The 21,598-nt window shown below is 66.1% G+C and carries 14 protein-coding genes; 12 read left to right on the top strand and 2 right to left on the bottom strand.

Annotated features, from left to right (window positions below; all coding sequences use genetic code 11):
* Positions 1 to 122 precede the first annotated feature (122 nt).
* Positions 123 to 971, top strand: a complete 849-nt coding sequence (locus C7446_RS07570; protein ID WP_121172488.1) for a dienelactone hydrolase family protein — start codon at positions 123 to 125, stop codon at positions 969 to 971.
* Between the two features lie 48 nt (positions 972 to 1,019).
* On the opposite strand, the gene pncB is transcribed toward C7446_RS07570, so the two are convergent.
* Positions 1,020 to 2,186 (bottom strand): nicotinate phosphoribosyltransferase, encoded by a 1,167-nt coding sequence (gene pncB, locus C7446_RS07565; protein ID WP_121172487.1) that lies wholly within the window; start codon positions 2,184 to 2,186, stop codon positions 1,020 to 1,022.
* Positions 2,187 to 2,400: 214 nt separating this feature from the next.
* Between pncB and C7446_RS07560 the strand changes: the two genes are divergently transcribed.
* The 3 genes from C7446_RS07560 (at position 2,401) to C7446_RS07550 (ending at position 4,727) form a co-directional block, all read left to right on the top strand.
* Positions 2,401 to 3,543, top strand: coding sequence for a GNAT family N-acetyltransferase (locus C7446_RS07560; protein WP_121172486.1), 1,143 nt, complete (start codon positions 2,401 to 2,403; stop codon positions 3,541 to 3,543).
* Between the two features lie 78 nt (positions 3,544 to 3,621).
* Entirely contained in the window at positions 3,622 to 4,173 is a 552-nt protein-coding gene (locus C7446_RS07555) for a fasciclin domain-containing protein (RefSeq protein ID WP_121172485.1), read from the top strand.
* Between the two features lie 44 nt (positions 4,174 to 4,217).
* Complete coding sequence (locus C7446_RS07550) at positions 4,218 to 4,727, top strand: fasciclin domain-containing protein (RefSeq protein WP_121172484.1); 510 nt, start codon at positions 4,218 to 4,220, stop codon at positions 4,725 to 4,727.
* An 80-nt stretch (positions 4,728 to 4,807) separates the two neighbouring features.
* On the opposite strand, the gene cynS is transcribed toward C7446_RS07550, so the two are convergent.
* Entirely contained in the window at positions 4,808 to 5,254 is a 447-nt protein-coding gene (gene cynS, locus C7446_RS07545) for a cyanase (RefSeq protein ID WP_121172483.1), read from the bottom strand.
* Between the two features lie 605 nt (positions 5,255 to 5,859).
* Between cynS and glgA the strand changes: the two genes are divergently transcribed.
* From glgA to C7446_RS07505, 8 genes are all read left to right on the top strand, one after another.
* A complete protein-coding gene (gene glgA, locus C7446_RS07540) occupies positions 5,860 to 7,422 on the top strand; it encodes a glycogen synthase GlgA (RefSeq protein WP_121172482.1) in 1,563 nt (520 codons plus the stop codon).
* A complete protein-coding gene (glgB, locus tag C7446_RS07535) occupies positions 7,419 to 9,641 on the top strand; it encodes a 1,4-alpha-glucan branching protein GlgB (protein WP_121172481.1) in 2,223 nt (740 codons plus the stop codon). Before glgA ends, glgB begins: the two co-directional genes overlap by 4 nt.
* The gene (gene treZ, locus C7446_RS07530) at positions 9,638 to 11,440 is read left to right on the top strand and encodes a malto-oligosyltrehalose trehalohydrolase (protein WP_121172480.1); all 1,803 of its coding nucleotides are present in this window, start codon (positions 9,638 to 9,640) and stop codon (positions 11,438 to 11,440) included. Before glgB ends, treZ begins: the two co-directional genes overlap by 4 nt.
* Positions 11,437 to 13,578 carry a 4-alpha-glucanotransferase gene (malQ, locus tag C7446_RS07525; RefSeq protein WP_121172479.1) on the top strand — a complete coding sequence of 714 codons (2,142 nt, stop codon included), beginning with the start codon at positions 11,437 to 11,439 and terminating at the stop codon, positions 13,576 to 13,578. The genes treZ and malQ overlap by 4 nt, the downstream gene beginning before the upstream one ends.
* Positions 13,575 to 16,433 (top strand): malto-oligosyltrehalose synthase, encoded by a 2,859-nt coding sequence (gene treY, locus C7446_RS07520; RefSeq protein ID WP_121172478.1) that lies wholly within the window; start codon positions 13,575 to 13,577, stop codon positions 16,431 to 16,433. Before malQ ends, treY begins: the two co-directional genes overlap by 4 nt.
* Positions 16,434 to 16,442: 9 nt before the next feature.
* A complete protein-coding gene (locus C7446_RS16570; RefSeq protein ID WP_211327895.1) occupies positions 16,443 to 16,931 on the top strand; it encodes a DUF2934 domain-containing protein in 489 nt (162 codons plus the stop codon).
* A gap of 105 nt (positions 16,932 to 17,036) precedes the next feature.
* Complete coding sequence (glgX, locus tag C7446_RS07510; protein ID WP_245977757.1) at positions 17,037 to 19,325, top strand: glycogen debranching protein GlgX; 2,289 nt, start codon at positions 17,037 to 17,039, stop codon at positions 19,323 to 19,325.
* A 68-nt stretch (positions 19,326 to 19,393) separates the two neighbouring features.
* Positions 19,394 to 21,598 carry an alpha-1,4-glucan--maltose-1-phosphate maltosyltransferase gene (locus C7446_RS07505; RefSeq protein WP_245977756.1) on the top strand — a complete coding sequence of 735 codons (2,205 nt, stop codon included), beginning with the start codon at positions 19,394 to 19,396 and terminating at the stop codon, positions 21,596 to 21,598.

Below are 21,598 nucleotides of genomic sequence, written 5' to 3'. Positions count from 1 at the left end.
GTGTGGCAGCCGCGCGATGCCACGATCTCCTTTTCCGGACTTTAAGCCTGTTCGCCGCCCGTTATACTGTTCCGTGTATCCATCGTGGTCCTGGTGACCACTTGCAAGGGACGGGAGGAATCATGAGAGCCATGGTTTTCGGCTTCGGCATGCTGATGGCCAGCGTCAGCACCTATGGTGCCGAACAGGGGCAGGGCATGCCCGGCGATATCGGGCCCGATGTGCAGGGGCAGCAGGTCACCTATACGGTCGATGATCAGCAGTACAGCGGCTATCTGGCGCGCGATGTCAGCGCCGAGGGCAAGCGCCCGGGCGTGCTGATCGTGCACGAATGGTGGGGGCAGACCGACTACATCCGCCAGCGCGCCCGCAAGCTTGCCGCGCTGGGCTATGTCGCCTTTGCCGTGGACATGTATGGCGAGGGCCGCACGGCCGATCATCCCGACGATGCCGGGTCATTCTCGTCGGACGTGATGCAGGACTGGCCCGCTGCGGAGCGCAACCTCGGTGTGGCGATGGCCACGCTCAAGTCCCAGGATGGCGTCGATCCCGAACGGCTGGCTGCCATCGGCTACTGCTTCGGTGGTGCGGTGGTGCTCAATGCGGCACTGGCCGGCATGCCGCTGGATGCCGTGGTCAGCTTCCATGGCAGCCCGGCGCAGGTGGTGGAAACCCCCAAACACTTCGATGGCCGGGTGCTGATCCAGAACGGTCAGGACGATCAGATGGTCAAGCCCGAAGCCCTGCAGTCGCTGGTCGATGCGTTCCAGAAGGTCGATACCAGTGTCACGGTCATCCAGTATCCCCATGCCCAGCACGCCTTTACCAACCCCTATGTGGATGCAAAGGCGGAGCAGTTCGATCTGCCGCTGGCCTACAGCCCGGCGGCTGATGCGGCCTCATGGCAGGTCATGCTGAACCTGTTTGATCAGGTCTTCGCCCGAACCTCGAAAGGGAGCAAATCCCAGTAGGGCGGTCGAGCCGGGGTGGCGACCCGATGCCGCCCCGCTCATGTTCGCTCAGTCCGGCAGCGACAGGTTGCGCCGGGCCAGCTGGATCATTTCCGGGTCGCCGGTGTTCTTGGCCCGGATATCGGAGAGCTTGACCACCGGCACCCACTGGCGGCCCTCGGGGCGCGCGTCGGTCATCTTGACCACCATGTTCAGCGGCTTCAGCCCGACATCATTGGTGAAGTTGGTGCCGATGCCGAAGGACATGCCGATCCGACCACTGCAGAAGCGGGCGATGCGGTCGACCTTGGCGGTATCCAGTGCATCGGAAAAGATGATGGTCTTGCTGCGTGGATCGATACCGTAGCGCTCATAGTGGGCAATGGTGTGCTGGGCGAACTCGACCGGGTCACCGCTGTCGTGGCGCACGCCATCGAAGAGCTTGGTGAACATCTTGTCGAAGCTCTCGAAGAACACCTGGGTGGTGAAGGTATCCGACAGGGCGATGCCGAGATCACCCCGGTACACCCGCACCCAGTGCTCCAGGGCCAGGATGTTGGCCATCTTGAAGCCGAAGCGGGCCGCGTGAAACATGAACCACTCGTGCGCGTGCGTGCCCAGCGGCTTGACGTCATGACGGTGGGCCAGATGCACGTTGCTGGTACCGGTGAAGCTGCTGCCGCCATACTGTTTGAGGGCGTTCACGACCTGATCGTGCACTTCATAGGAGTAGCGTCGCCGGGTGCCGAACTCGGCCACGCGCACTCCCAGCTCATGATAATGCTCGATCTTTTCGCGCGTGCGCTGTTGCACCAGCTCGTTGCTGTCACGGCGCTCGTCGAGCATCTCGAACCAGAGCTGGCTGATCAGCGTCATCAGCGGCACTTCCCACAGGATGGTGCGATACCACAGCCCCTCGACGGTGACGGACAGGTTATCGCCGTGCTGTTCGATGGTCACTTCCGCCGGGTTGTAGCGAAATCCCTGCAGGAAGTCGTGATAGGTGGGGTCGAGATAGGGACAGGTAACCTCGAGAAAGCGCCGCTCCTCAACGCTCAGTTGCAGCGCTGCCATCTCGTCGACCGCCGCGCGCAGCCGCTTGCCGAAACCGGGGGGAAAGCGGTGTTCGCCCCGATTGATGAAGGCATAGCGTGCCATGGCATTGGGAAAGAGTTTCACCACGGCGTTCTGCATGGTGAACTTGTAAAAGTCATTATCGAGAATCGAGTGCAGCATCGATGGGGTGATGTCCCTGATGGATAGTCCGTGGAACACAGCATAGCGTAGCTGACCACCTGACTCCATGGAGCAGGGCGCCGGTTGTGCGACGCAGCCGGCGTCGAGTGTCTACACTGGGCGGCAATACGTTCTCCTGCCGGAGCCCGGCGTCGACGGAAGAGGCTCGATGTGTTACGGCCGGCAGCGAACGACAGTCAGCAGCGGAGGTGCGATGACGCTGGAACTTCGCGAGATCGGCGCGATGGCCGATATCGACCGGACGCAATGGAACGCCCTGACTGGCTCCGATTACCCGTTCCTGCGTCATGAATTTCTTGAAGCGCTCGAGAGCAGCGGTGCCGCTACCGCGGAAACCGGCTGGCGACCACGTCATCTGACCCTGTGGCAGTCGGAGCGGCTGGTGGGGGTGTTGCCGCACTACGACAAGGAGCACTCCTTCGGCGAATACATCTTCGACTGGCAGTGGGCCGATGCCTGGGAGCGGGCTGGCGGCAGCTACTATCCCAAGCAGCTCAGTGCCATTCCGTTCACTCCCTGTCACGGGCCGCGACTCTGCCTGGCAGCGGAGGTCGAGCCGGCGGAGGCGATCGCTCGGGTGAGCGAGTATCTCGAGCGTCAGCCGCCCGAGACCTGGCACCTGCTGTTTCCGGGCGAGCCTGAAGCGCACGCGTGGCATTCGGCGTGGCCGGACCTGCTCGAGCGCCATGGCATGCAGTATCACTGGTTCAACCGGTCGTACGATAACTTCGATGCCTTTCTGGGCAAAATGACTTCCAAACGGCGCAAGGAGCTCAGGCGCGAGCGTCGCAAGGTGGCCGAGCAGGGCCTGTGGATGCGGCGCCTGCAGGGCAGCGAGATCGGCGAGGAGGATCTGGCGGCGTTCTACCGCTGCTATCAGATCACCTATCTCGAGCACGGTCAGCGCGGCTATCTCAACTTCGAGTTCTTTACCCGCATCCTCGAGACCATGCCGGAGGCACTGGTACTGATCCAGGCACTGCACGGCGAGCAGCCGGTCGCGGCCGCGCTCTGTTTCCAGGGCAGTAATACCCTGTACGGCCGTTACTGGGGCAGTGAAGTGGAAGCCGACTGCCTGCATTTCGAGACCTGCTACTACCAGGGCATCGAGCACTGCGTGGCGCGGGGGCTGAGCCGCTTCGATCCCGGCACCCAGGGGGAGCACAAGGTACCGCGCGGCTTTGAGCCGATTGCCACCCGCTCGCTGCACTGGATCCGGCATCCGCAGTTTCGTGATGCGGTCGAAGATTTCCTGTCGCGGGAGCGACCAATGGTCGCAGAGCGCATGAACGAGGCGCGTGAACTGCTGCCGTTCAAGGCGATCGAACAGGAGTGAGGCTCCCATCGCGAGGGGGTCGAACCATCAACGCAGGGTCACGCCAGCGTGACAACACGGCTACAGGAAGAAGGCGACATGGACAAGCGTCCGATACTACTGACCGGGCTACTGCTCTCACTCGGTCTGGCCGGTGCTCCGGCGCAGGCTGCGTCACTCGATCAGCAGCAGCAGCGCCACCAGCAGCGCCATCAGAGTGTGCGCGAACAGGCGCAGTATGATACCCAGCTGCAGGCCCTGAAGGCACAGGGCAACTTCACCACGTTGCTGGACGGTCTGGAGCGTGCCGGGCTGACCGGGCTTCTGACCGGCAACGGGCCGCATACCCTGTTTGCTCCCACCGACGACGCCTTTGCCCGCATGCCGGATGAGCAGCGCCGCATTCTCGAGGGTGATGATGTCGAGCGGCTGCGCAAGCTGCTGCGCTACCATTTGCTGCCGGGCCTGCTGCCCGGTGACAGTCTTGGCATGATCGAGCATCCCCAGGCGCTGACCGGCCAGCTGACGATTCGTCACGCCGATGATCATTACACGGTCAATGGCGCCGATATCGCGCCGTCGCAGATCGTGACCCGCAATGGCATCATCCATCCCATCGATCAGGTGCTGGTGCCGTACTACGAAAACTGAGCGGGCCGGTCCGGACGCGGGCCGCCGGCAGGGGAGGAGCGCCGATGTTGATCCGATCAGGGCGGCGGCTGCGCCGTCGGAGCCTTCGGCTCGGCGGGCTGCTGCTGGGCATGCTACTGCTGCTGCCCGTGCAGGTGCAGGCGCAGTCCCTGCTGGAGGCGGCCCGCGCCGACGGTCACTATCACTGGTTCCTGCGAGCGGTGCACGAAACCCGCTTGGAGCAGTCGCTTGCCGAGCTGCCGGCCGTCACCCTGCTGGCCCCCACCGATGCAGCCTTCGAGGCCATGGATGAGCAGGAGCGCCGCAAGCTGTTCTCGCTGCGCAACCGGGACCGCCTGCTGGATGTGCTCAACCTGCATGTCATCGAGCGTGCAGTCACGCTCGATCAGGCACTCGAAGCCGGCATGCTCGGCTCGCGCCAGGGGCAGGCCCTGCACTTCGTCAGGCGCTCCGGGGTCATCGGTGTCAACGGGGCACACATTACCGGCAAGGTGGCCGATACGCCGCAGGGGCGGCTGTTCGGCCTGGACCGGGTGCTGCTGCCCACCCTCTAGTCCGCCATGGCGCCCATCGCCGGTCGTGAAGACCGGGCCGGCAGCCGCCGGGCCTGCGGGCGCGCCCGGCCGGCTCGAGTCTACCAGGCCCGATAGGGCAGGAACTTGCCATTGAGCGTGATCACCACCCGGTCCCCCTTCGGATCCTGCTGGCGGTGAACGTCCATCTCGAAGTCGATGCCCGACATGATGCCGTCGCCGAATTCTTCCTGGATCACATCCTTGGCGGCCTCACCGTAGACGCCCATGATCTCGTAGAAGCGGTAGATCAGCGGGTCGGTGGGAATCGTCTGTTCCCAGTTCTTGGTGGGGTAGATGCTCAGTGCCCGGGTGGTTTCCTCGTCGAGCTCGAGAACCTCGGCAATGGCCCGGGCCTTGTCCGGCGGCGCGCTATTGTTGCCATAGGCCACCGAAGCGACCCAGATGGGGGACGTGCCGATCCGTTCGCCGATCTGGGCCCAGGTCAGTCCCTTCTCCCGCTTGGTTTCCAGCAGTACTTCGGTCAGTGGTGCATGCATGGCATTCATGAGCGGTCTCCTTCGTTGATTCGCGGACATAACCGGCCCGGTCGGACAGCGGCAAGGCCCGGTGCTATCCCTGCATGGTTGATCATATCGCAGCCGGCGTCAATTGACGCCCCGAAAGCTGTCATCCCTGTCGGTCGATGACTGTCATGCCTGTGCCCGTCGAATTGACAGCTTTTGGTCTGAGATCAGAATGTCGCATTCACGGCCCCGCTTGCGCGCCGGAACACCATTCGCTTGATATTGCAGTCATTTATCGAAGCGATTGAGCAATATTGATTGCAACATAATGTAAGCGTCTCAACCGCCCATTGACGCCGCCCACCGGGCTGGCTATATCGAAACTACAAGGCCCGTCAGAGGCTGTCCGGCGCAGGCAGGGACGCAGGCGCTCCATCAACAGTCCAGCAGCAGTGACGAGGCCGGTGTAACAACTACGGAGCTGCGTTTCCGTAGACAGCTGCCGGAAGGTCGGTCTGCTGCACGGGTGGGTACCGGCAGCCATGATTGCCGATCGCTGATCCGAAGTGAGCCTGCGCGGTGCGTGGTCATGGCGCAAGGCGGCCGAACCGGATCCCGGCGCATTCACAGGCGAGGGAGTGCGCATCATGGTAGTTCTGGCTTCCCGGAATACTGCTTCAACCCCGGCCGACATCGAAGCCGGCAACGATGCCGAGCGTCGCGGCCGTGACGGTGAGCCGGTCGGTCACCGGGTTCTGTTCGTCACCTCCGAAATTGCCGACTTCGTCAAGGTCGGTGGCCTGGGGGATGTCTCGGCGGCGCTGCCCCGCGCGCTGCAGGTGCATCACGATGTACGGGTGCTGATACCCGGCTATCCGCAGGTCATCAACGGCAGCTGGCCGATCACCGTGGTGGCCGAACTGCCGGGGCGGGCGGAAATTCCTTCCTGCCGGCTGGGCCGGATCGAGCTGCCCGAGGGGCTGATCGTCTACACGCTGATCTGTCCGGAACTCTATGAGCGTCCCGGGTCACCCTATCTCGACCCCCAGGGCCGGGACTGGAGCGACAACGATATCCGCTTTGGCCGGCTCTCGCTGGCAGCCGCCCAGCTGTGTGAAGGCCATGACCGTCACGAGCCGGTTGCCGCGCCCTGGCAGGCCGATCTGCTGCATCTGCACGACTGGCAGGCGGGACTGGCCGCCGGCTATCTGCGCTGGAGTGGCGTGACCACTCCCTGTGTCTTCACCATCCACAATCTGGCCTATCAGGGACTGTTTTCGCGCACCAGCGCCGCCCGGCTGGGGGTGCCGGACTCCGCCTTCGAAGCAGGCGGGCTCGAGTTCTTCGATCAGCTTTCGTTCATGAAGGCCGGGCTGGTCTACAGCGATCACATCACCACCGTCAGCACCACCTATGCCCGCGAAATCACCACCCCGGCATTCGGCTGCGGGCTCGACGGGCTGCTGGCCGATCTGGCCGGGCAGGGGCGGCTGACCGGCATCGTCAACGGGATCGATGACAGCTGGAACCCGCGTACCGATACCTACCTGGCGCGCTCCTTCGCCACCAGCGACTGGGCCGGCAAGCGGGCCAATACCGAGTATGTCAGGCGCAGCTTCCGGCTGGCGGTCAGCCACGGTCCGCTGTTTGCCGTGGTGTCGCGGCTGGTACATCAGAAGGGGCTGGACCTGACCATCGCCGTGGCGGAGTCGATCGTGCGCTCCGGCGGCCAGATCGTGGTGATCGGCTGCGGCGAGCCGCCGATCGAGAATGCCCTGCGCAACCTGGCGGCGCGCTTCCCCGGCGCCATCGGGGTCAGCATCGGTTTCAGCGAGCGGGAGGCGCGCTGTCTGTTCGCCGGCAGTGATTTCCTGCTGATGCCATCACGTTTCGAACCCTGCGGGCTGTCGCAGATGTACGCCCAGCGTTTCGGTTCGCTGCCGATTGCCCACCGCACCGGCGGGCTGGCCGATACCATCGAGGACGGCGTCACCGGCTTTCTGTTCGACGAGATGAGCCCGGATGACTTCCAGGAGGCCATCCGGCGCGCCTTCCGGGTCTTCGGGGCGACCGATCTGTTCTACGCCATGCGCCGTGCGGCGATGGCGATCCACTATCAGTGGCGACTGTCGGTACAGCCCTATGCCGATCTCTATTCGACGCTGGTGGCCTCGGACCGGGTACTGGCTCGCACCGGCAGGCGCGCATGAGCATGGCGGAACAGCCGATCATGCCGATCAGTCGCGCGGAACGGGCTGCCATCGAGGCGCTGGCGGCAGGCATTCATGGTGATCCCGGAGCATGGCTGGGACCGCATGCCGATGCCGAGGGCAATGGCGTGGTCGTGCGGGCCGTGCTGCCGGGTGCCCTGGCCGTCGAGGCCGTTGATCACCAGCACCATCCTCTGGCGGATTTCGAACGGCTGCACGAAGCAGGTGTCTTCCGGACCCGCCTGCCGGCCCAGCAGCCCTACCGGCTGCGTATTCACTGGCCGGAAGCCATTCAGCTTGCCGATGATCCCTACGCCTTCGGGCTGCGTCTGGGGGAGTTCGATCTGCACCTGTTCAACGAGGGGCGGCATTACGAACTCCATCGCCTGTTCGGGGCGCATCCGATCGAGCATGAAGGAGTCCTCGGCGTCCATTTCGCCGTCTGGGCCCCCAACGCCCGCCGGGTATCGGTGGTGGGCCACTTCAACAGCTGGGATGGCCGGCGCCATCCGATGCGCTATCACGCCACCGCCGGGGTGTGGGAGCTGTTCGTGCCCGGGGTGGCGGCCGGGGAGTGCTACAAGTTCGAGCTGATCGGCCGCCATGGCGGGCAGCCCGAGCTGCGGGCCGATCCCGTGGCACGCTTCTGCGAGCAGGCGCCGGGTACGGCGTCGATCGTCGCCGAGGATACCCCGCTGGTCTGGCAGGATGGCCACTGGCTGCAGCGGCGCAGCGAGATCGCCTGGCATCATGCCCCCCTCTCCATCTATGAGCTGCATGTCGGTTCCTGGCAGCGCGGCGAGGGGGGGCGACTGCCGGACTGGGATCAGCTGGCGGCGCGACTGATCCCCTGGGTGGCCGATCTGGGCTTTACCCATGTCGAGCTTTTGCCGATCACCGAGCACCCCTTCGGCGGTTCCTGGGGCTACCAGCCGCTGGGGATGTTCGCGCCCAGTTCGCGCTTCGGCCCGCCCGAGGCCTTTGCCCGCTTTGTCGATGCCTGCCACAACGCCGGACTGGGCGTGATCCTGGACTGGGTGCCGGCCCATTTTCCCGCCGATGCCCACGGCCTGGCGCAGTTCGACGGGACGGCGCTTTATGAATATGCCGACCCGCGCGAGGGTGTGCACCGCGACTGGAATACCCTGATCTACAACTTCGGGCGGCACGAGGTGCGCGGCTATCTGATCGCCAGCGCGCTCTACTGGCTCGAACACTTCCATGTGGACGGGCTGCGGGTGGATGCCGTGGCCTCGATGCTCTACCGCGACTACAGCCGACCCGAGGGCGAGTGGCTGCCCAATGTCCACGGCGGACGCGAGAATCTCGAGGCGGTGGCCTTCCTGCGCGAACTCAATGCCGCCATCGGCGAGCGCTGCAGCGGCGTCATCACCATCGCCGAAGAGTCCACTGCCTGGCCGGGGGTGACCGCGCCGGTGGCCGTCGGCGGGCTCGGTTTTACCTTCAAGTGGAACATGGGCTGGATGCACGACACCCTGCACTATGTCAGCCGTGATCCGCTCTATCGTCGCTACCATCATCATGACATCGCCTTCGGGCTGCACTATGCCTTCGCCGAACACTATGTACTGCCGCTCTCCCACGATGAGGTAGTACACGGCAAGGGCGCCCTGCTGACGAAGATGCCCGGTGACGAATGGCAGCAGTTCGCCGGGCTGCGCGCCTATCTGGCCTTCATGTGGGCCCATCCCGGCAAGAAGCTTCTGTTCATGGGGGCCGAAATCGGTCAGCGCCACGAGTGGCACCATGATGGCGAGCTGGACTGGTACCGCCTCGATGAACAGGGGCCGCGCGGTCTGGCCCGGGCGCTGGCCGACCTCAATCGCATCTACAACGAGGAGCCGGCGCTGCATGTCGGCGATTGCAGCCCCGAGAGCTTTACCTGGGTGGTCAGCGACGACGCCGACAACAGCGTATTTGCCTTTCTGCGCTCCGGAGAGGCGGGGACCGCCCCGCTGCTGGTGGTGGTCAACTTCACGCCCTGTGCCCGCTACAACTACCGCGTCGGCGTACCGGCGCTCAGTTCCTGGTGGGAGATCTTCAACAGCGACAGCCGCTTCTATGCCGGATCGGATCTCGGCAATGGCAGCGCGCTGCACGCCCGGCCCCACGCCAGTCATGGCTATGCCGCCTCGCTCGAACTGACCCTGCCGCCGCTGGGGACCCTTTATCTGCGTCAGGGGGACTGGCCGATATGAGTACGAATGTCACCCAGGGCGATACGGGGAGCCGTCACTTCCACTACCTGACGGCCTATGGGGCCACGCTGATCGATGCCGGACGCACCCGCTTCGATCTGTGGGCGCCGTCGCTGACAGCGGTCGAGCTGGAACTGGAAACCCCGGGCAGCGAGCCGCAGCGGTTGCCCATGAGTGACGAGGGTGAGGGGCATTTCAGCATCGAGGCGGACTGTGGCCGCGACACCGCCTATCGCTTTCGCATCCGGGAGGACCTGGCCGTGCCCGATCCCGCGGCACGGGCGCAGCATGGCGACGTACAGGGCGCCAGTCGGGTGGTCGATCCGCAGGCCTTTCGCTGGCGCCATGGCGACTGGCCGGGGCGCCCCTGGCATGAAGCCGTGATCCTGGAGGTGCATGTCGGGCTGCTGGGCGGCTTTGCGGCGGTCAGTCGGCAGCTGGCGCAATGGGCCGGTCAGGGCATTACCGCCATCGAGCTGATGCCGATCAATGAGTTTCCCGGCGCCCGTAACTGGGGCTATGACGGTGTGCTGCCGTATGCCGTCGAGGCCTCCTATGGCACGCCGGAAGAGCTCAAGGCGTTGATCGATACCGCGCACGGGCTCGGGCTGATGGTGCTGCTGGATGTGGTCTACAACCATTTCGGTCCGGATGGCAACTATCTGCCCGAATATGCGGCTGCCTTTTTCCGCGAGGATGTTGCCACCCCCTGGGGGGCTGCGATCGATTTCCGTCATCCCGGGGTGCAGCGCTTTTTCATCGATAACGCCCTGATGTGGCTGATGGAGTATCGCTTCGACGGCCTGCGGCTGGATGCCGTGCACGCCATTGATGATGATGACTTCCTGCGTCGGTTGAGTGATGAGATCGACAGTACCGTGGAACTGGGCCGGCATGTGCATCTGGTGCTGGAGGACGAGCGCAACTCGGCCGGGCTGCTGGAGTCCGCCTTCACCGCGCAGTGGAATGACGATTTTCACAACGTCATGCATGTGCTGCTGACCGATGAGCAGCACGGCTACTACGCCGACTACAGCGAACAGCCCACGGCCGGGCTGGCCCGAGTGCTGGGGGAGGGCTTTCTCTATCAGGGTCAGCCGAACGGCCGGGGCGAACCCCGCGGGGCGCCCAGCGTCTATCTGCCGCCGACCCGCTTTGTGCACTTTCTGCAGAATCATGACCAGATCGGCAATCGCGCCTTCGGCGAGCGTCTGATCGAGCTGGTCGACAGTACCCGGCTGGAGGCGGCGACCGTGCTGCTGCTGCTGGCGCCTCCCATTCCGATGCTGTTCATGGGGGAGCAATGGGGGGAGACGCGTCCCTTCCTGTTCTTTACCGACCACCGCCCGGAGCTTGCGGAGGCGGTGCGCGAGGGGCGACGTGGCGAGTTCGCCGCCTTTCCTGCCTTCGCCGATCCGGAGGTCCGCGCCACCATTCCCGACCCCAATGCCGAGGCCAGCTTTACCACATCGCAGCCCCGGTGGCAGGACGATGACCCCCGTCAGCAGCACTGGCTCGACCTGCATCAGCGGTTGCTGGCGCTGCGTCATGCCGAGATCGTGCCGCGGCTCGAGGGCGTCGAAACCCTCGATGCCGAGGTGCTGGGAGATCGGGCCGTGCATGCGCGCTGGAAGCTGGGAGATGGCAGCCTGCTGTCGCTGGCGGTCAATCTCGGCGACACCTCGGTGATGCAGCCGGTGATCCGGGGCCACCAGCTGTTCGAGTGGGGAACGGGGGAGCAGGTGACCGAGTTGCCCGGCGGTGCGATACGTGTCTGGCGGCTGGAGGCCGGGGTATGAGCGAGCTGACATCGCCACTGCATCGGCTGGCCGAGGCGGCCGGGGTCAGTATCGACTGGGTGGACGGTTCGAATACTGCCCGGCGGGTCAGCGATGACGTGCTGCGTGCGGTGCTGGCAGGACTGGGGCTGCCTGCCGGAGACGAGGAGGAGATCGCCACGAGTCGGCAGCGCCTCATTCGGCTGCACCAGCCCGAGCATCCGGCGCAGTGGCCGCCCCTGCTGACGGCCCGGCTGGCGCAGCCGGTGGCGCTGCCATCGGCCGTGCCCGCCGGCAGCCGCTGGGTGCTGACCGATGAAAACGGGGGCGTGCGCGAGGGTGAGCTGACCGCGCCGGGCGAGCTGAGCGCACCGGCGCAACCGGGCTACTATCAGCTGGAGATCAGGCCGGCCGCTGCGTCCGGCGAGGAGGCGGTGCTCTATCGCGGTACCCTGGTGGTAGCGCCGGAGCGGGCCTTCGGGCTTGCCGATATCGATGCGATGGCCCTGCCGCGCGAGCGGCGCTACGGCCTTACCGTGCCGGTCTATGGGCTGCGGCGTCAGGGGGATGGCGGGCTCGGCGATACCGCCGCGCTCGAACAGCTGGTCAGGCGTGCCGCCGGTTCCGGAGTCGACAGCGTGGCCATCAGCCCGGTGCATGCCCTGTTCGCCCATGATGCCGAGCGCATCAGTCCCTACGCCCCCTCCAGCCGGCTGGTCTACAACGCCCTGCATGCCGCGCCCGATCAGCTGCTGGCCGAAACCTTTACCCGGGAGGCGTTCGAGCTCGACCGGGTGCGGCTCGAAGCGCTGGAGCTGATCGACTATCCGGCGGTGGCAGCGGCGCGCTGGCGCTGGCTGCGGCGGGTGTTCGAGCGCTTCAGTCACGCTCGCGGCGCCGCCGAGGATCACGGGCTGAAGGCCGACTTTGCCCGCTTTCGCCGCAGCCATGGGCGGATGCTGGAAGAGCACTGCTGCTTCGAGGCGCTGTGTGCAAGCTTCGGTGATCCGGCCGGCTGGCCCGCGGGCCACGAGCACATCGAACGGCCGAAGGCGCAGGCATTCATGCGTCGCCAGCGCGAGGAGATCGCCTTTCATGCCTTCACCCAGTGGCTGATCGACCGGGGGCTGGCGCGGGCGCAGCGCACGGCGGTGGAGGCCGGCATGGCCATCGGGCTGATTGCCGATATTGCCGTGGGCGTGTCGCCCCAGGGCAGCCAGGCCTGGAGCCGCCCCGGCGAGACCCTGACCACGCTCGATGTCGGCGCGCCGCCGGATGAGTTCAACCCGCACGGTCAGAACTGGGGCGTGGCCGGCTTCTCGCCGCTCGGCCTGATCCGCGAGGGGTTTGCCACCTTCATCGAGACGCTGCGCGCCGGGCTGCGCCACGCCGGCGGCATCCGCCTCGATCACACCATGGGGCTGTCGCGGCTGTGGCTGATCCCGCAGGGGGCCGCGCCGACCGAAGGGGCCTATGTCTCCTATCCGGAAGAGGATCTGCTGCGGCTGGTGGCGCTGGAATCCTGGCGTCACCGGGCGATCGTGATCGGCGAGGATCTGGGCACGGTGGCCCCCGACTTTCGGCAGCGTCTGAACGAGTGGGGGATTCTCGGCATGCGGGTCCTGTGGTTCGAGCGCGGGGATGACGGCGGGTTCCGTTCCCCGGCGGACTACACCCGGGACGCCGTGGCAATGACCAGTACCCATGACCTGCCTACCGTGGCCGGGTGGTGGCAGGAGCGCGACATCGACTGGCGCCAGCACCTCGGGCTGATCGACGAGCCGGCGCAGGAGCGGGCCGGACGCGAGGAGGAGCGCCAGCGGCTGGCCGCTGCCCTGGGCATCGCCACGGACGCCGTGCCGGCGGAGGTGGTGGATGGCGCGATCCGGCTGATCGCCCGCAGTGCCAGCCGGCTGGCACTGATTCCGCTCGAGGACCTGCTGGGCGAAATCGAGCAGGCCAACCTGCCCGGCACCGTGAACGGCCATCCCAACTGGTGCCGGCGTCAGCCACCCGAGGCTAACCGGCTGGCATCCGATGCCGTGCAGGCGCGGCTGGCCATGCTGCGCCAGATCCGCAATCCGGGGGTCGACAGCGCCACGCTCGAGCGTGCCTATCACGCCAGCGATCCCGCACCCGGCCCGGAGACCCCCTCATGACGTCGTTGCGCGCCACGCTGCGCTTGCAGTTTCATCCGGGGTTTACCCTCGATGACGCCTGCGAACTGGTCGAGTACTGCAGTGCACTGGGCGTCAGTCATCTCTACGCCTCGCCGCTGCTGGCCTCGCGTACCGATTCGACGCACGGTTATGACGGTATCGACCCCGGCCGGATCGATCCGCAGCTGGGCGGCGAGGCGGCGCTGGGGCGGCTGATCGAGCGCCTGCACGCCCATGACATGGGCCTGATCATGGATATCGTGCCCAATCATCTGGCCATCGGTCACGAGAATCCCTGGTGGCAGGACGTGTTGCTGATGGGCGAGCAGAGTGCCCGGGCCCACTGTTTCGATATCGACTGGCGGGTGCCCGATCCGGCGCTCAACGGGCGCATGCTGTTGCCGCTGCTGGGGGATACCTATGGCGTGGTGCTGCGCTCCGGCGAGCTGCAGCCGGAATTTGATGCAGCGGCCGGGGTGCTGCAGCTGCGCTACCACGAGCACCGCTTTCCGCTGGCGATGCACTCGCTGGGCGACATCCTGAGGGCAGCCGGTGCCGAGTCGCTGGCGGCGCAGGCCGACGCACTGCCGCTGTCGCCGGACGAGGCCGAGCGGGCCCGGTCGGGAGTGCAAGGGATGCGCGCCGAGCTCGGTCAGTGGCTGGCCGGTGAGACGGCGCAGCGTGACCTTGCCCGGGTGCTGGTGGCGTACCAGGGCGATACCCCGGAGGGTGCCGAGCGGCTGCACGCGCTGCTGGAGCGTCAGTGGTACCGGCTCGCCTGGTGGCGCACCGGCAACGACGAGCTCAACTGGCGGCGCTTTTTCGATATCACCGAGCTGGCGGGCGTACGGGTCGAGCTGCCGGAGGTCTTCGAGGCGGTCCATGCCCGGGTCTTCGAGCTGATCGAGCGTGGCTGGGTGGATGGCTTGCGCATCGATCATGTCGATGGCCTGGCCGATCCGCGCGGCTACTGCCGCCGGCTGCGGGCGCGCGTCGATGAACTGGCTGCCCGTCGTCCGGCGACCGAGCGCAGCAGTGCGCCGGCGCGGCTGCCGATCCTGGTCGAGAAGATCCTCGCCGAGGACGAGCAGCTGCACGACGACTGGGGCGTGGACGGTGATACCGGCTATGCCTTCATGAACAGTGTCAATGCGCTGCAGCATGATCCCCGGGGCGAGATGCCGCTGGCCACGCTGTGGAGTTCGCTCTCCGGGCGTACCGCGGATTTCCGGCTCGAGACGCTGCGCGCGCGGCGGCTGATGCTGGGGAGCCTGCTGGCCAGCGAGTTCGAGGGCTGCATACGCGCCCTGCGGGCGGTGGCGATCAGCCATCCGGCCAGTCGCGACCTGACCGCAGGCATGATCCGGCGCGCCCTGCGCGAACTGGTGGTGCAGTTCGGCATCTACCGGACCTATGCTGACGAGCACGGCCGCCCGGCAGTAGACGAGCCGCACTTCCAGCGGGCGCTGAAGGCCGCCCGTAACTGCGTCGAACCTCCCGGACAGCAGGTGCTCGATGCGCTGGAGAAGTGGCTGGGGGGCGAGGCGCCAGGCGATTTCGACGAGCCCGAGTGCACGCTCCGGCTGCGCGCCATTACCCGCTTTCAGCAGCTGACCTCGCCGGTGGCCGCCAAGGCGGTCGAGGACACCGCGGGCTATCGCAGTGGCGTGCTGCTGTCGCGCAGTGATGTCGGCTTCGAGGCGTCCACCTTCGCGATGTCGGTGGCGCACTTTCATGCCGCCAATCTCGATCGTCACGCCCGCTTTCCCCGCGCCATGCTGACCACGGCCACCCATGATCACAAGCGTGGCGAGGATGTACGTGCCCGGCTGGCGGCACTGTCGGAGTGGGGGAGTGAATATGCCGAGGCCGTGCGCCACTGGTTCGTCGATGCCGGCGCGCTGCGCAGCCAGGCAACGCCGGTGATCGACTCGGGGATTACCCCGTTGCCGGCCGATGAACTGATGCTCTATCAGATCCTGGCAGGGGCCTGGCCGCAGGAGCTGTCACCCGACGACGCGGCCGGTTTGAGCGAGTTTGCCGATCGAATCGAGGCCTGGCAGCAGAAGGCATTGCGCGAGGCCAAGCTGACCAGCCACTGGCTTCATCCCAACACGGCCTATGAGCAGGCGTGCCGCGCCTTCACCCGCGGACTGCTGACCTCGCCGGCGGGATATCCCCTGCGCCGCTCGATCCACGCCATGGCCATGCGGATCGCTCCCGCCGGGGCACTCAATTCGCTGATGCAGACCCTGCTGCGGATGACCTCGCCGGGCGTGCCGGACCTCTACCAGGGCGCCGAATACTGGGATCTTTCGCTGGTGGATCCCGATAACCGGCGACCGGTCGATTTTGCGATGCGCCAGCGTACCCTGGCCGGTCCGCAGCCCCTCGTCGAGCTGCACAAGCACTGGCGTGACGGGCACGTCAAGCAGGCACTCGTGCACATGCTCCTGCTGCTGCGTCAGCGCTACCCGGCACTGCTGGCCGAGGGCGACTACCAGCCGCTGCCTGCCGAGGGCGAACGGGCCGATCAGGTGGTGGCCTTCCGGCGCCGTCACGGTCAGCAACAGCTGGTGGTGGTGGCAGCGCGGCATGTCGGCACCCTGCTCGAGGGCGAGACGCTGCAGATCGATCCGAAGTACTGGGGCCGGACCCGGCTCCGCTGGTTTGACGAGAGCGACATGCAGATCTGTCGCATGCCATGGATGGACTGGCTGACAGGACGAACCGTCACCCTGCGCTGTGCCGAATCCTCGCTGGGTCGGAGCATGGAACAGAGTGTGACCCTTGGCCGGCTGCTGACCGAGCTGCCGCTGTGCCTGCTGGTGCGTGACGATGCAGGCGATCCCTGAGGAGGGGCGATGATGGACGAACAACTGCGTATCAGACTGCTGGCCTATCGCATCTGGGAGTCGGAAGGCTGTCCGGAGGGGGAGGCCGATCGGCACTGGCACATGGCGTGCCGGCTGGTCGAGGCCGAACACCGCACCGATGCCCACACGCCAATGCCGGAAACGGGCGTCAGGGCGTCCGTCGGCGCGGCCTCGCCGCACACTGCGGCGCCGGATGCCCCGGCTGCTGCGGATGCACCGGAACCGGCCGTCGAACCTCCGCGGCCGGAGGTGAATCCCGCGCTGCCGGATGATCCGGACCTCGAGCGGCCGGCCGACCCGCCGGAAGATGTGCCGCCGCCGGCGGACGTGCCGGAAACCGGCCCCGACAGCCCCGATACCGCGGCCCCGCCCGAAACGCCGGTGCCCGACAAGCCGCGCGGGCGCAGTCGCCGGACACGCACGGCCGGCTCGAATACCTCCGGTACCGGCTCGTCCCGGCGACCGCGCAAATCATGATCCGCGGATTCGAGGCTGCCGGAAGAGCGACCCCGGGGGCACGCCCGGCGCTGCCGGCAACCACTGCTCAAGCAGAATGGCATTCTCCTGTCGGAGCCCTGATTGATGAGTGATCCAACCATGTATGGCGACAGCGACGATCCCGCACGCGGCACCGAGCACGGTGCCAGTCATGAGGAGACGGCCATGCCGCCGGGGGGCTGGGAGCCGGCCGATGAAGCGCAGAAAGAGCAGATCGCAGAGATCGGCGAGAAGCGTCAGCGCTCGCGGGTGCGGGAAGGCCTGCCGTGGCCGCTGGGGGCGACCTGGGATGGTCTGGGGGTCAATTTTGCGCTGTTTTCGGCCCATGCCACGAAAGTGGAGCTCTGTCTGTTCAGTGCCGACGGCCACGAGGAGCGCGAACGCATCGAGCTGCCGGAATACACCGACGAGGTCTGGCACGGCTATCTGCCCGATGCCCGGCCCGGCACGATTTACGGCTATCGTGTCCACGGCCCCTACGAGCCGGAACAGGGGCACCGCTTCAACCCCAACAAGCTGCTGATCGATCCCTATGCCAAGCAGCTGGTGGGGGAGCTGCAGTGGGATGATGCGCTCTACGGCTACACCATCGGTCACGAGGACGGGGATCTCAGTTTCGACGAGCGCGACAGCGCGCCCTTCATGCCCAGATGCCGGGTCATCGATCCGGCCTTTACCTGGGGGCGCTCCCGGGAGATTCACATTCCCTGGGACGATACGGTCATCTACGAGACCCACGTGCGCGGCTATACCATGCGCCACCCGGAAGTGCCCGAGATGCTGCGTGGCACCTTCTCGGGGCTGGGGGTGCCGGCGATCACCGACTATCTGCGCCGACTGGGCATCTCCTCGATCGAGCTGATGCCGATCCATGCCTTCGCCGACGACCGCCATCTGCAGGAGCTGGGGCTGCACAACTACTGGGGTTACAACACCCTGGCCTTCTTTGCCCCGCATCCGAAGTACATGGCCACCGATACCGTCAACGAGTTCAAGGAGATGGTGGCCCGACTGCACTCGGTTGGTCTCGAGGTGCTGCTGGACGTGGTCTACAACCATACCGCCGAAGGCAACGAGATGGGGCCGACCCTGTCGCATCGCGGTATCGACAACGCCACCTACTACCGGCTGATGCCCGAGGAGCCGCGCTACTACATCAATGATACCGGGACCGGCAACACGCTCAATCTCTCCCATCAGCGGGTGCTGCAGATGGTCACCGACTCGCTGCGCTACTGGGCCGAGGAGATGCGGGTGGACGGTTTTCGCTTCGATCTGGCGACCATCCTCGGCCGCGAGCCGCACGGCTTCGACGAGGGCGGCGGTTTTCTCGACGCCTGCCGTCAGGACCCGCTGCTGTCGCAGTGCAAGCTGATCGCCGAGCCCTGGGACTGCGGCCCCGGCGGCTATCAGGTGGGCGGTTTTCCGCCCGGCTGGGCGGAGTGGAACGACCGTTTCCGCGACACCATGCGCCGCTTCTGGAAGGGCGATGAGGGGCAGCTGGCGGAGTTTGCCACTCGCCTGACCGGCTCCGCCGACCTGTTTGCCCATCGCGGTCGCAAGCCCTATGCCTCGGTCAATTTCGTGACCGCTCATGACGGTTTCACGCTGCGCGATCTGGTGACCTACAACGACAAGCACAACGAGGCCAACGGCGAGGACAACAACGACGGTCACGATGACAATCACTCCTGGAATCACGGTGTCGAAGGGGAAACCGACGACCCCGAGATTCGTGCGCTGCGCCTTTTGCAGATGCGCAACCTGCTGACCACGCTGCTGTTCTCCCAGGGGACCCCGATGCTGCTGGCGGGTGACGAGTTCGCCCGCACCCAGGCCGGCAACAACAACGCCTACTGCCAGGACAGCGAGATTGGCTGGGTGGACTGGGACCTGTCCGCCGAGGGACAGGCGCTGCTGGCCTTCACCCAGCGTCTGATCGCCCTGCGCCGGCACTATCCGGTGCTGCATCGCTCCCGCTTTCTCACCGGCGAATACAACGAGGAGCTCGATGTGCGGGACGTCAGCTGGCTGACGCCGGCGGGCGAGGGCATGACCATCGAGGACTGGGAGGCCCCCGAGTCCGGGGCGATCGGCGTACTGCTCGACGGGCGGGCCCAGCCGACCGGCATTCGTCAGCGGGGCAGCGCCAGCACGCTGATGCTGCTGATCAACACCCATCCGGAGGAGGTCGAGTTCCGCCTGCCGCCGGTGGACAGTGGTGAGGGCTGGTGTCTTCGGCTGCATACCGCCGAGCCCGAACGCCACACCCTGTCCATGTTCGAGGGTGACGAGCGCTATGCCGTGGTGGGGCGTTCGCTGGTGCTGCTGGAACTGGTCAGGGGCCACGAGAGCAACGGGCCGGGCTGGTAGCGCCGGGTCTGCAGCGTGTGGGGCATTCGATCGAAACAGGACACGCCAGGGGCGGTCAGGGAGAGACCATGAACAAGTCTGCGCATTATCGCGCGTCGCGGTCCGAGCGGGCCGATACCGGCGTCGCCGTGGGCCGCGCCCGCGAGGGGGCGGGGGCCGGCATGACCGCGAGCCTCGGGTCGGCCGAGGCACCGCGTCATGCCGGGCGCGACCGGCATTCGCTGACGGAGATGATGCATGCCCCGCGGCTGGCGATCGAAGCGGTGATGCCGAGCGTCGATGACGGCCGCTTTGCCGCCAAGGCCATTGTCGGCGAAACCGTGCGGGTCACGGCGGTGATCCTCTGCGATGGCCATGACACCCTGGCGGCACGGGTGTGCTGGCGACCCGTGCCGCCGGGCCAGGAGGCGGCCGCCGGCTGGCATACTGCGCCGATGACGCTGGTACAGCCGGCGGGCAATGATCTCTGGGAAGGTTTCATCACGCCGCAGACGCTGGGGCGGTACGAGTTCGTGATCGAAGCCTGGCGCGACGTCTTCGGAACCTGGCGCAACGAGCTGACCAAAAAGCACGCCGCCGGCGTACCGATTGCGCTTGAGCTCGAGGAGGGGCGCCGGCTGGTGTTCGATGCCCTCGACCGGCTGGGCAACGGCAATGGTCAGCCACTGCAGGATGGCACCGGGGAGTGGCACGAGCCGCCGGCCCTGATCCAGCTCCGCCAGGTCCTGGCACAGCTTGACCATGAACCGGCCACCACGGCCGAGCGTGTCGATACCCTGCTGAGTCCCGAAACCCAGGCGGCGATGCAGCAGGCGGAGGCCTTCGAACATCTCACCCGCAGCGACTGTCACTACCCGCTCGATGTCGATCGCGAGCGCGCCGCCTTTGCCAGCTGGTACGAGCTCTTTCCGCGTTCGCAGACCGATGATGCCCGGCGTCACGGCACCTTCGCCGATGTGCATGCCCGGTTGCCGATGATTCGCGACATGGGCTTTGACGTGCTCTATTTCCCGCCCATTCATCCCATCGGCCATACCCATCGCAAGGGGCGCAACAATACCCTGACCCCGGCGCCGGATGATCCCGGCAGCCCCTATGCGATCGGCAGCGAGGCGGGCGGTCACGACGCCATCCACCCCGAGCTCGGCGGCTTCGAGGAGTTCCGGGCGCTGGTGCGCGCCGCCCACGAGCATGATCTCGAGATCGCGCTGGATTTCGCCATCCAGTGCTCGCCGGATCACCCCTGGCTTGCGGAGCATCCCGGCTGGTTTGCCTGGCGGCCCGACGGCACCATCCGCTACGCCGAAAATCCGCCCAAGAAGTACGAGGACATCGTCAACGTCGATTTCTACGCCGAGGATGCCCGGCCGGCGCTCTGGGAGGCGCTGCGGGATGTGGTGCAGCTGTGGGTGGATGAGGGCGTGAAGATCTTCCGGGTCGATAATCCGCACACCAAGCCGTTTCCGTTCTGGGAGTGGCTGATTGCCGATATCCGCAGCCGTGATCCGCAGGTGCTGTTCTTCGCCGAGGCCTTTACCCGGCCGGCGATCATGGCACGGCTGGGCAAGGTCGGCTTCAGCATGAGCTACACCTACTTCACCTGGCGCAATACCAAAGCCGAGCTGACCGAGTATTTCACCCGGCTCAACGAGTCGCCGCTGCGCGAGTGCTATCGGCCCAACTTCTTCGTCAATACGCCCGATATCAATCCGGTGTTCCTGCAGTCCTCCGGTCGTCCGGGATTCCTGATCCGTGCCGCGCTGGCCACCATGGGCTCGGGGCTGTGGGGCATGTATTCCGGATTCGAGCTGTGTGAAGCGGCGCCCATTCCCGGCAGGGAGGAGTATCTCGACGCCGAGAAGTACGAAATCCGCCCGCGCGATTACTTCGCCCCCGGCAACATCAACGGCGAGATCGCCCAGCTCAACTGGATCCGGCGCGACAATCCGGCGCTGCAGCGTCATACCGGCATCACCTTCCTGGAGATCGACAACGAGCGGATTCTCTACTTTGCCCGGGGCACGCCCGAGCAGGGCAATGTGGTGCTGGTGGCCATCAGTCTTGATCCGCATGCCGCCCAGGAGGGGCACTTCGAGCTGCCGCTGTGGTGGTTCGGACTCGCTGATGATGCCGAGCTCCATGGCGAGGACCTGATGACCGGGCACCGCTGGAGCTGGTACGGCAAGTGGCAGTGGACCCGGCTGACCCCGGAGATGCCCTTCGGGATCTGGCGTGTCCGCGCGCCGGATCAGGGATGGCGCGGGGTGGCCTGA

It is taken from the genome of Kushneria sinocarnis (genome assembly GCF_003633775.1).
Lineage (GTDB): Bacteria > Pseudomonadota > Gammaproteobacteria > Pseudomonadales > Halomonadaceae > Kushneria > Kushneria sinocarnis.
The sequence above is the reverse complement of the archived record's forward strand: the minus strand, read 5'-3'. Positions and strand labels throughout refer to the sequence as shown.

Bases quoted from the DNA above. Each gene is read 5' to 3' on its own strand.
- C7446_RS07570 (WP_121172488.1), top strand. From the start codon at position 123: ATGAGAGCCATGGTTTTCGGCTTCGGCATGCTGATGGCCAGCGTCAGC.
- pncB (WP_121172487.1), bottom strand. From the start codon at position 2,186: ATGCTGCACTCGATTCTCGATAATGACTTTTACAAGTTCACCATGCAG.
- C7446_RS07560 (WP_121172486.1), top strand. From the start codon at position 2,401: ATGACGCTGGAACTTCGCGAGATCGGCGCGATGGCCGATATCGACCGG.
- C7446_RS07555 (WP_121172485.1), top strand. From the start codon at position 3,622: ATGGACAAGCGTCCGATACTACTGACCGGGCTACTGCTCTCACTCGGT.
- C7446_RS07550 (WP_121172484.1), top strand. From the start codon at position 4,218: ATGTTGATCCGATCAGGGCGGCGGCTGCGCCGTCGGAGCCTTCGGCTC.
- cynS (WP_121172483.1), bottom strand. From the start codon at position 5,254: ATGAATGCCATGCATGCACCACTGACCGAAGTACTGCTGGAAACCAAG.
- glgA (WP_121172482.1), top strand. From the start codon at position 5,860: ATGGTAGTTCTGGCTTCCCGGAATACTGCTTCAACCCCGGCCGACATC.
- glgB (WP_121172481.1), top strand. From the start codon at position 7,419: ATGAGCATGGCGGAACAGCCGATCATGCCGATCAGTCGCGCGGAACGG.
- treZ (WP_121172480.1), top strand. From the start codon at position 9,638: ATGAGTACGAATGTCACCCAGGGCGATACGGGGAGCCGTCACTTCCAC.
- malQ (WP_121172479.1), top strand. From the start codon at position 11,437: ATGAGCGAGCTGACATCGCCACTGCATCGGCTGGCCGAGGCGGCCGGG.
- treY (WP_121172478.1), top strand. From the start codon at position 13,575: ATGACGTCGTTGCGCGCCACGCTGCGCTTGCAGTTTCATCCGGGGTTT.
- C7446_RS16570 (WP_211327895.1), top strand. From the start codon at position 16,443: ATGATGGACGAACAACTGCGTATCAGACTGCTGGCCTATCGCATCTGG.
- glgX (WP_245977757.1), top strand. From the start codon at position 17,037: ATGAGTGATCCAACCATGTATGGCGACAGCGACGATCCCGCACGCGGC.
- C7446_RS07505 (WP_245977756.1), top strand. From the start codon at position 19,394: ATGAACAAGTCTGCGCATTATCGCGCGTCGCGGTCCGAGCGGGCCGAT.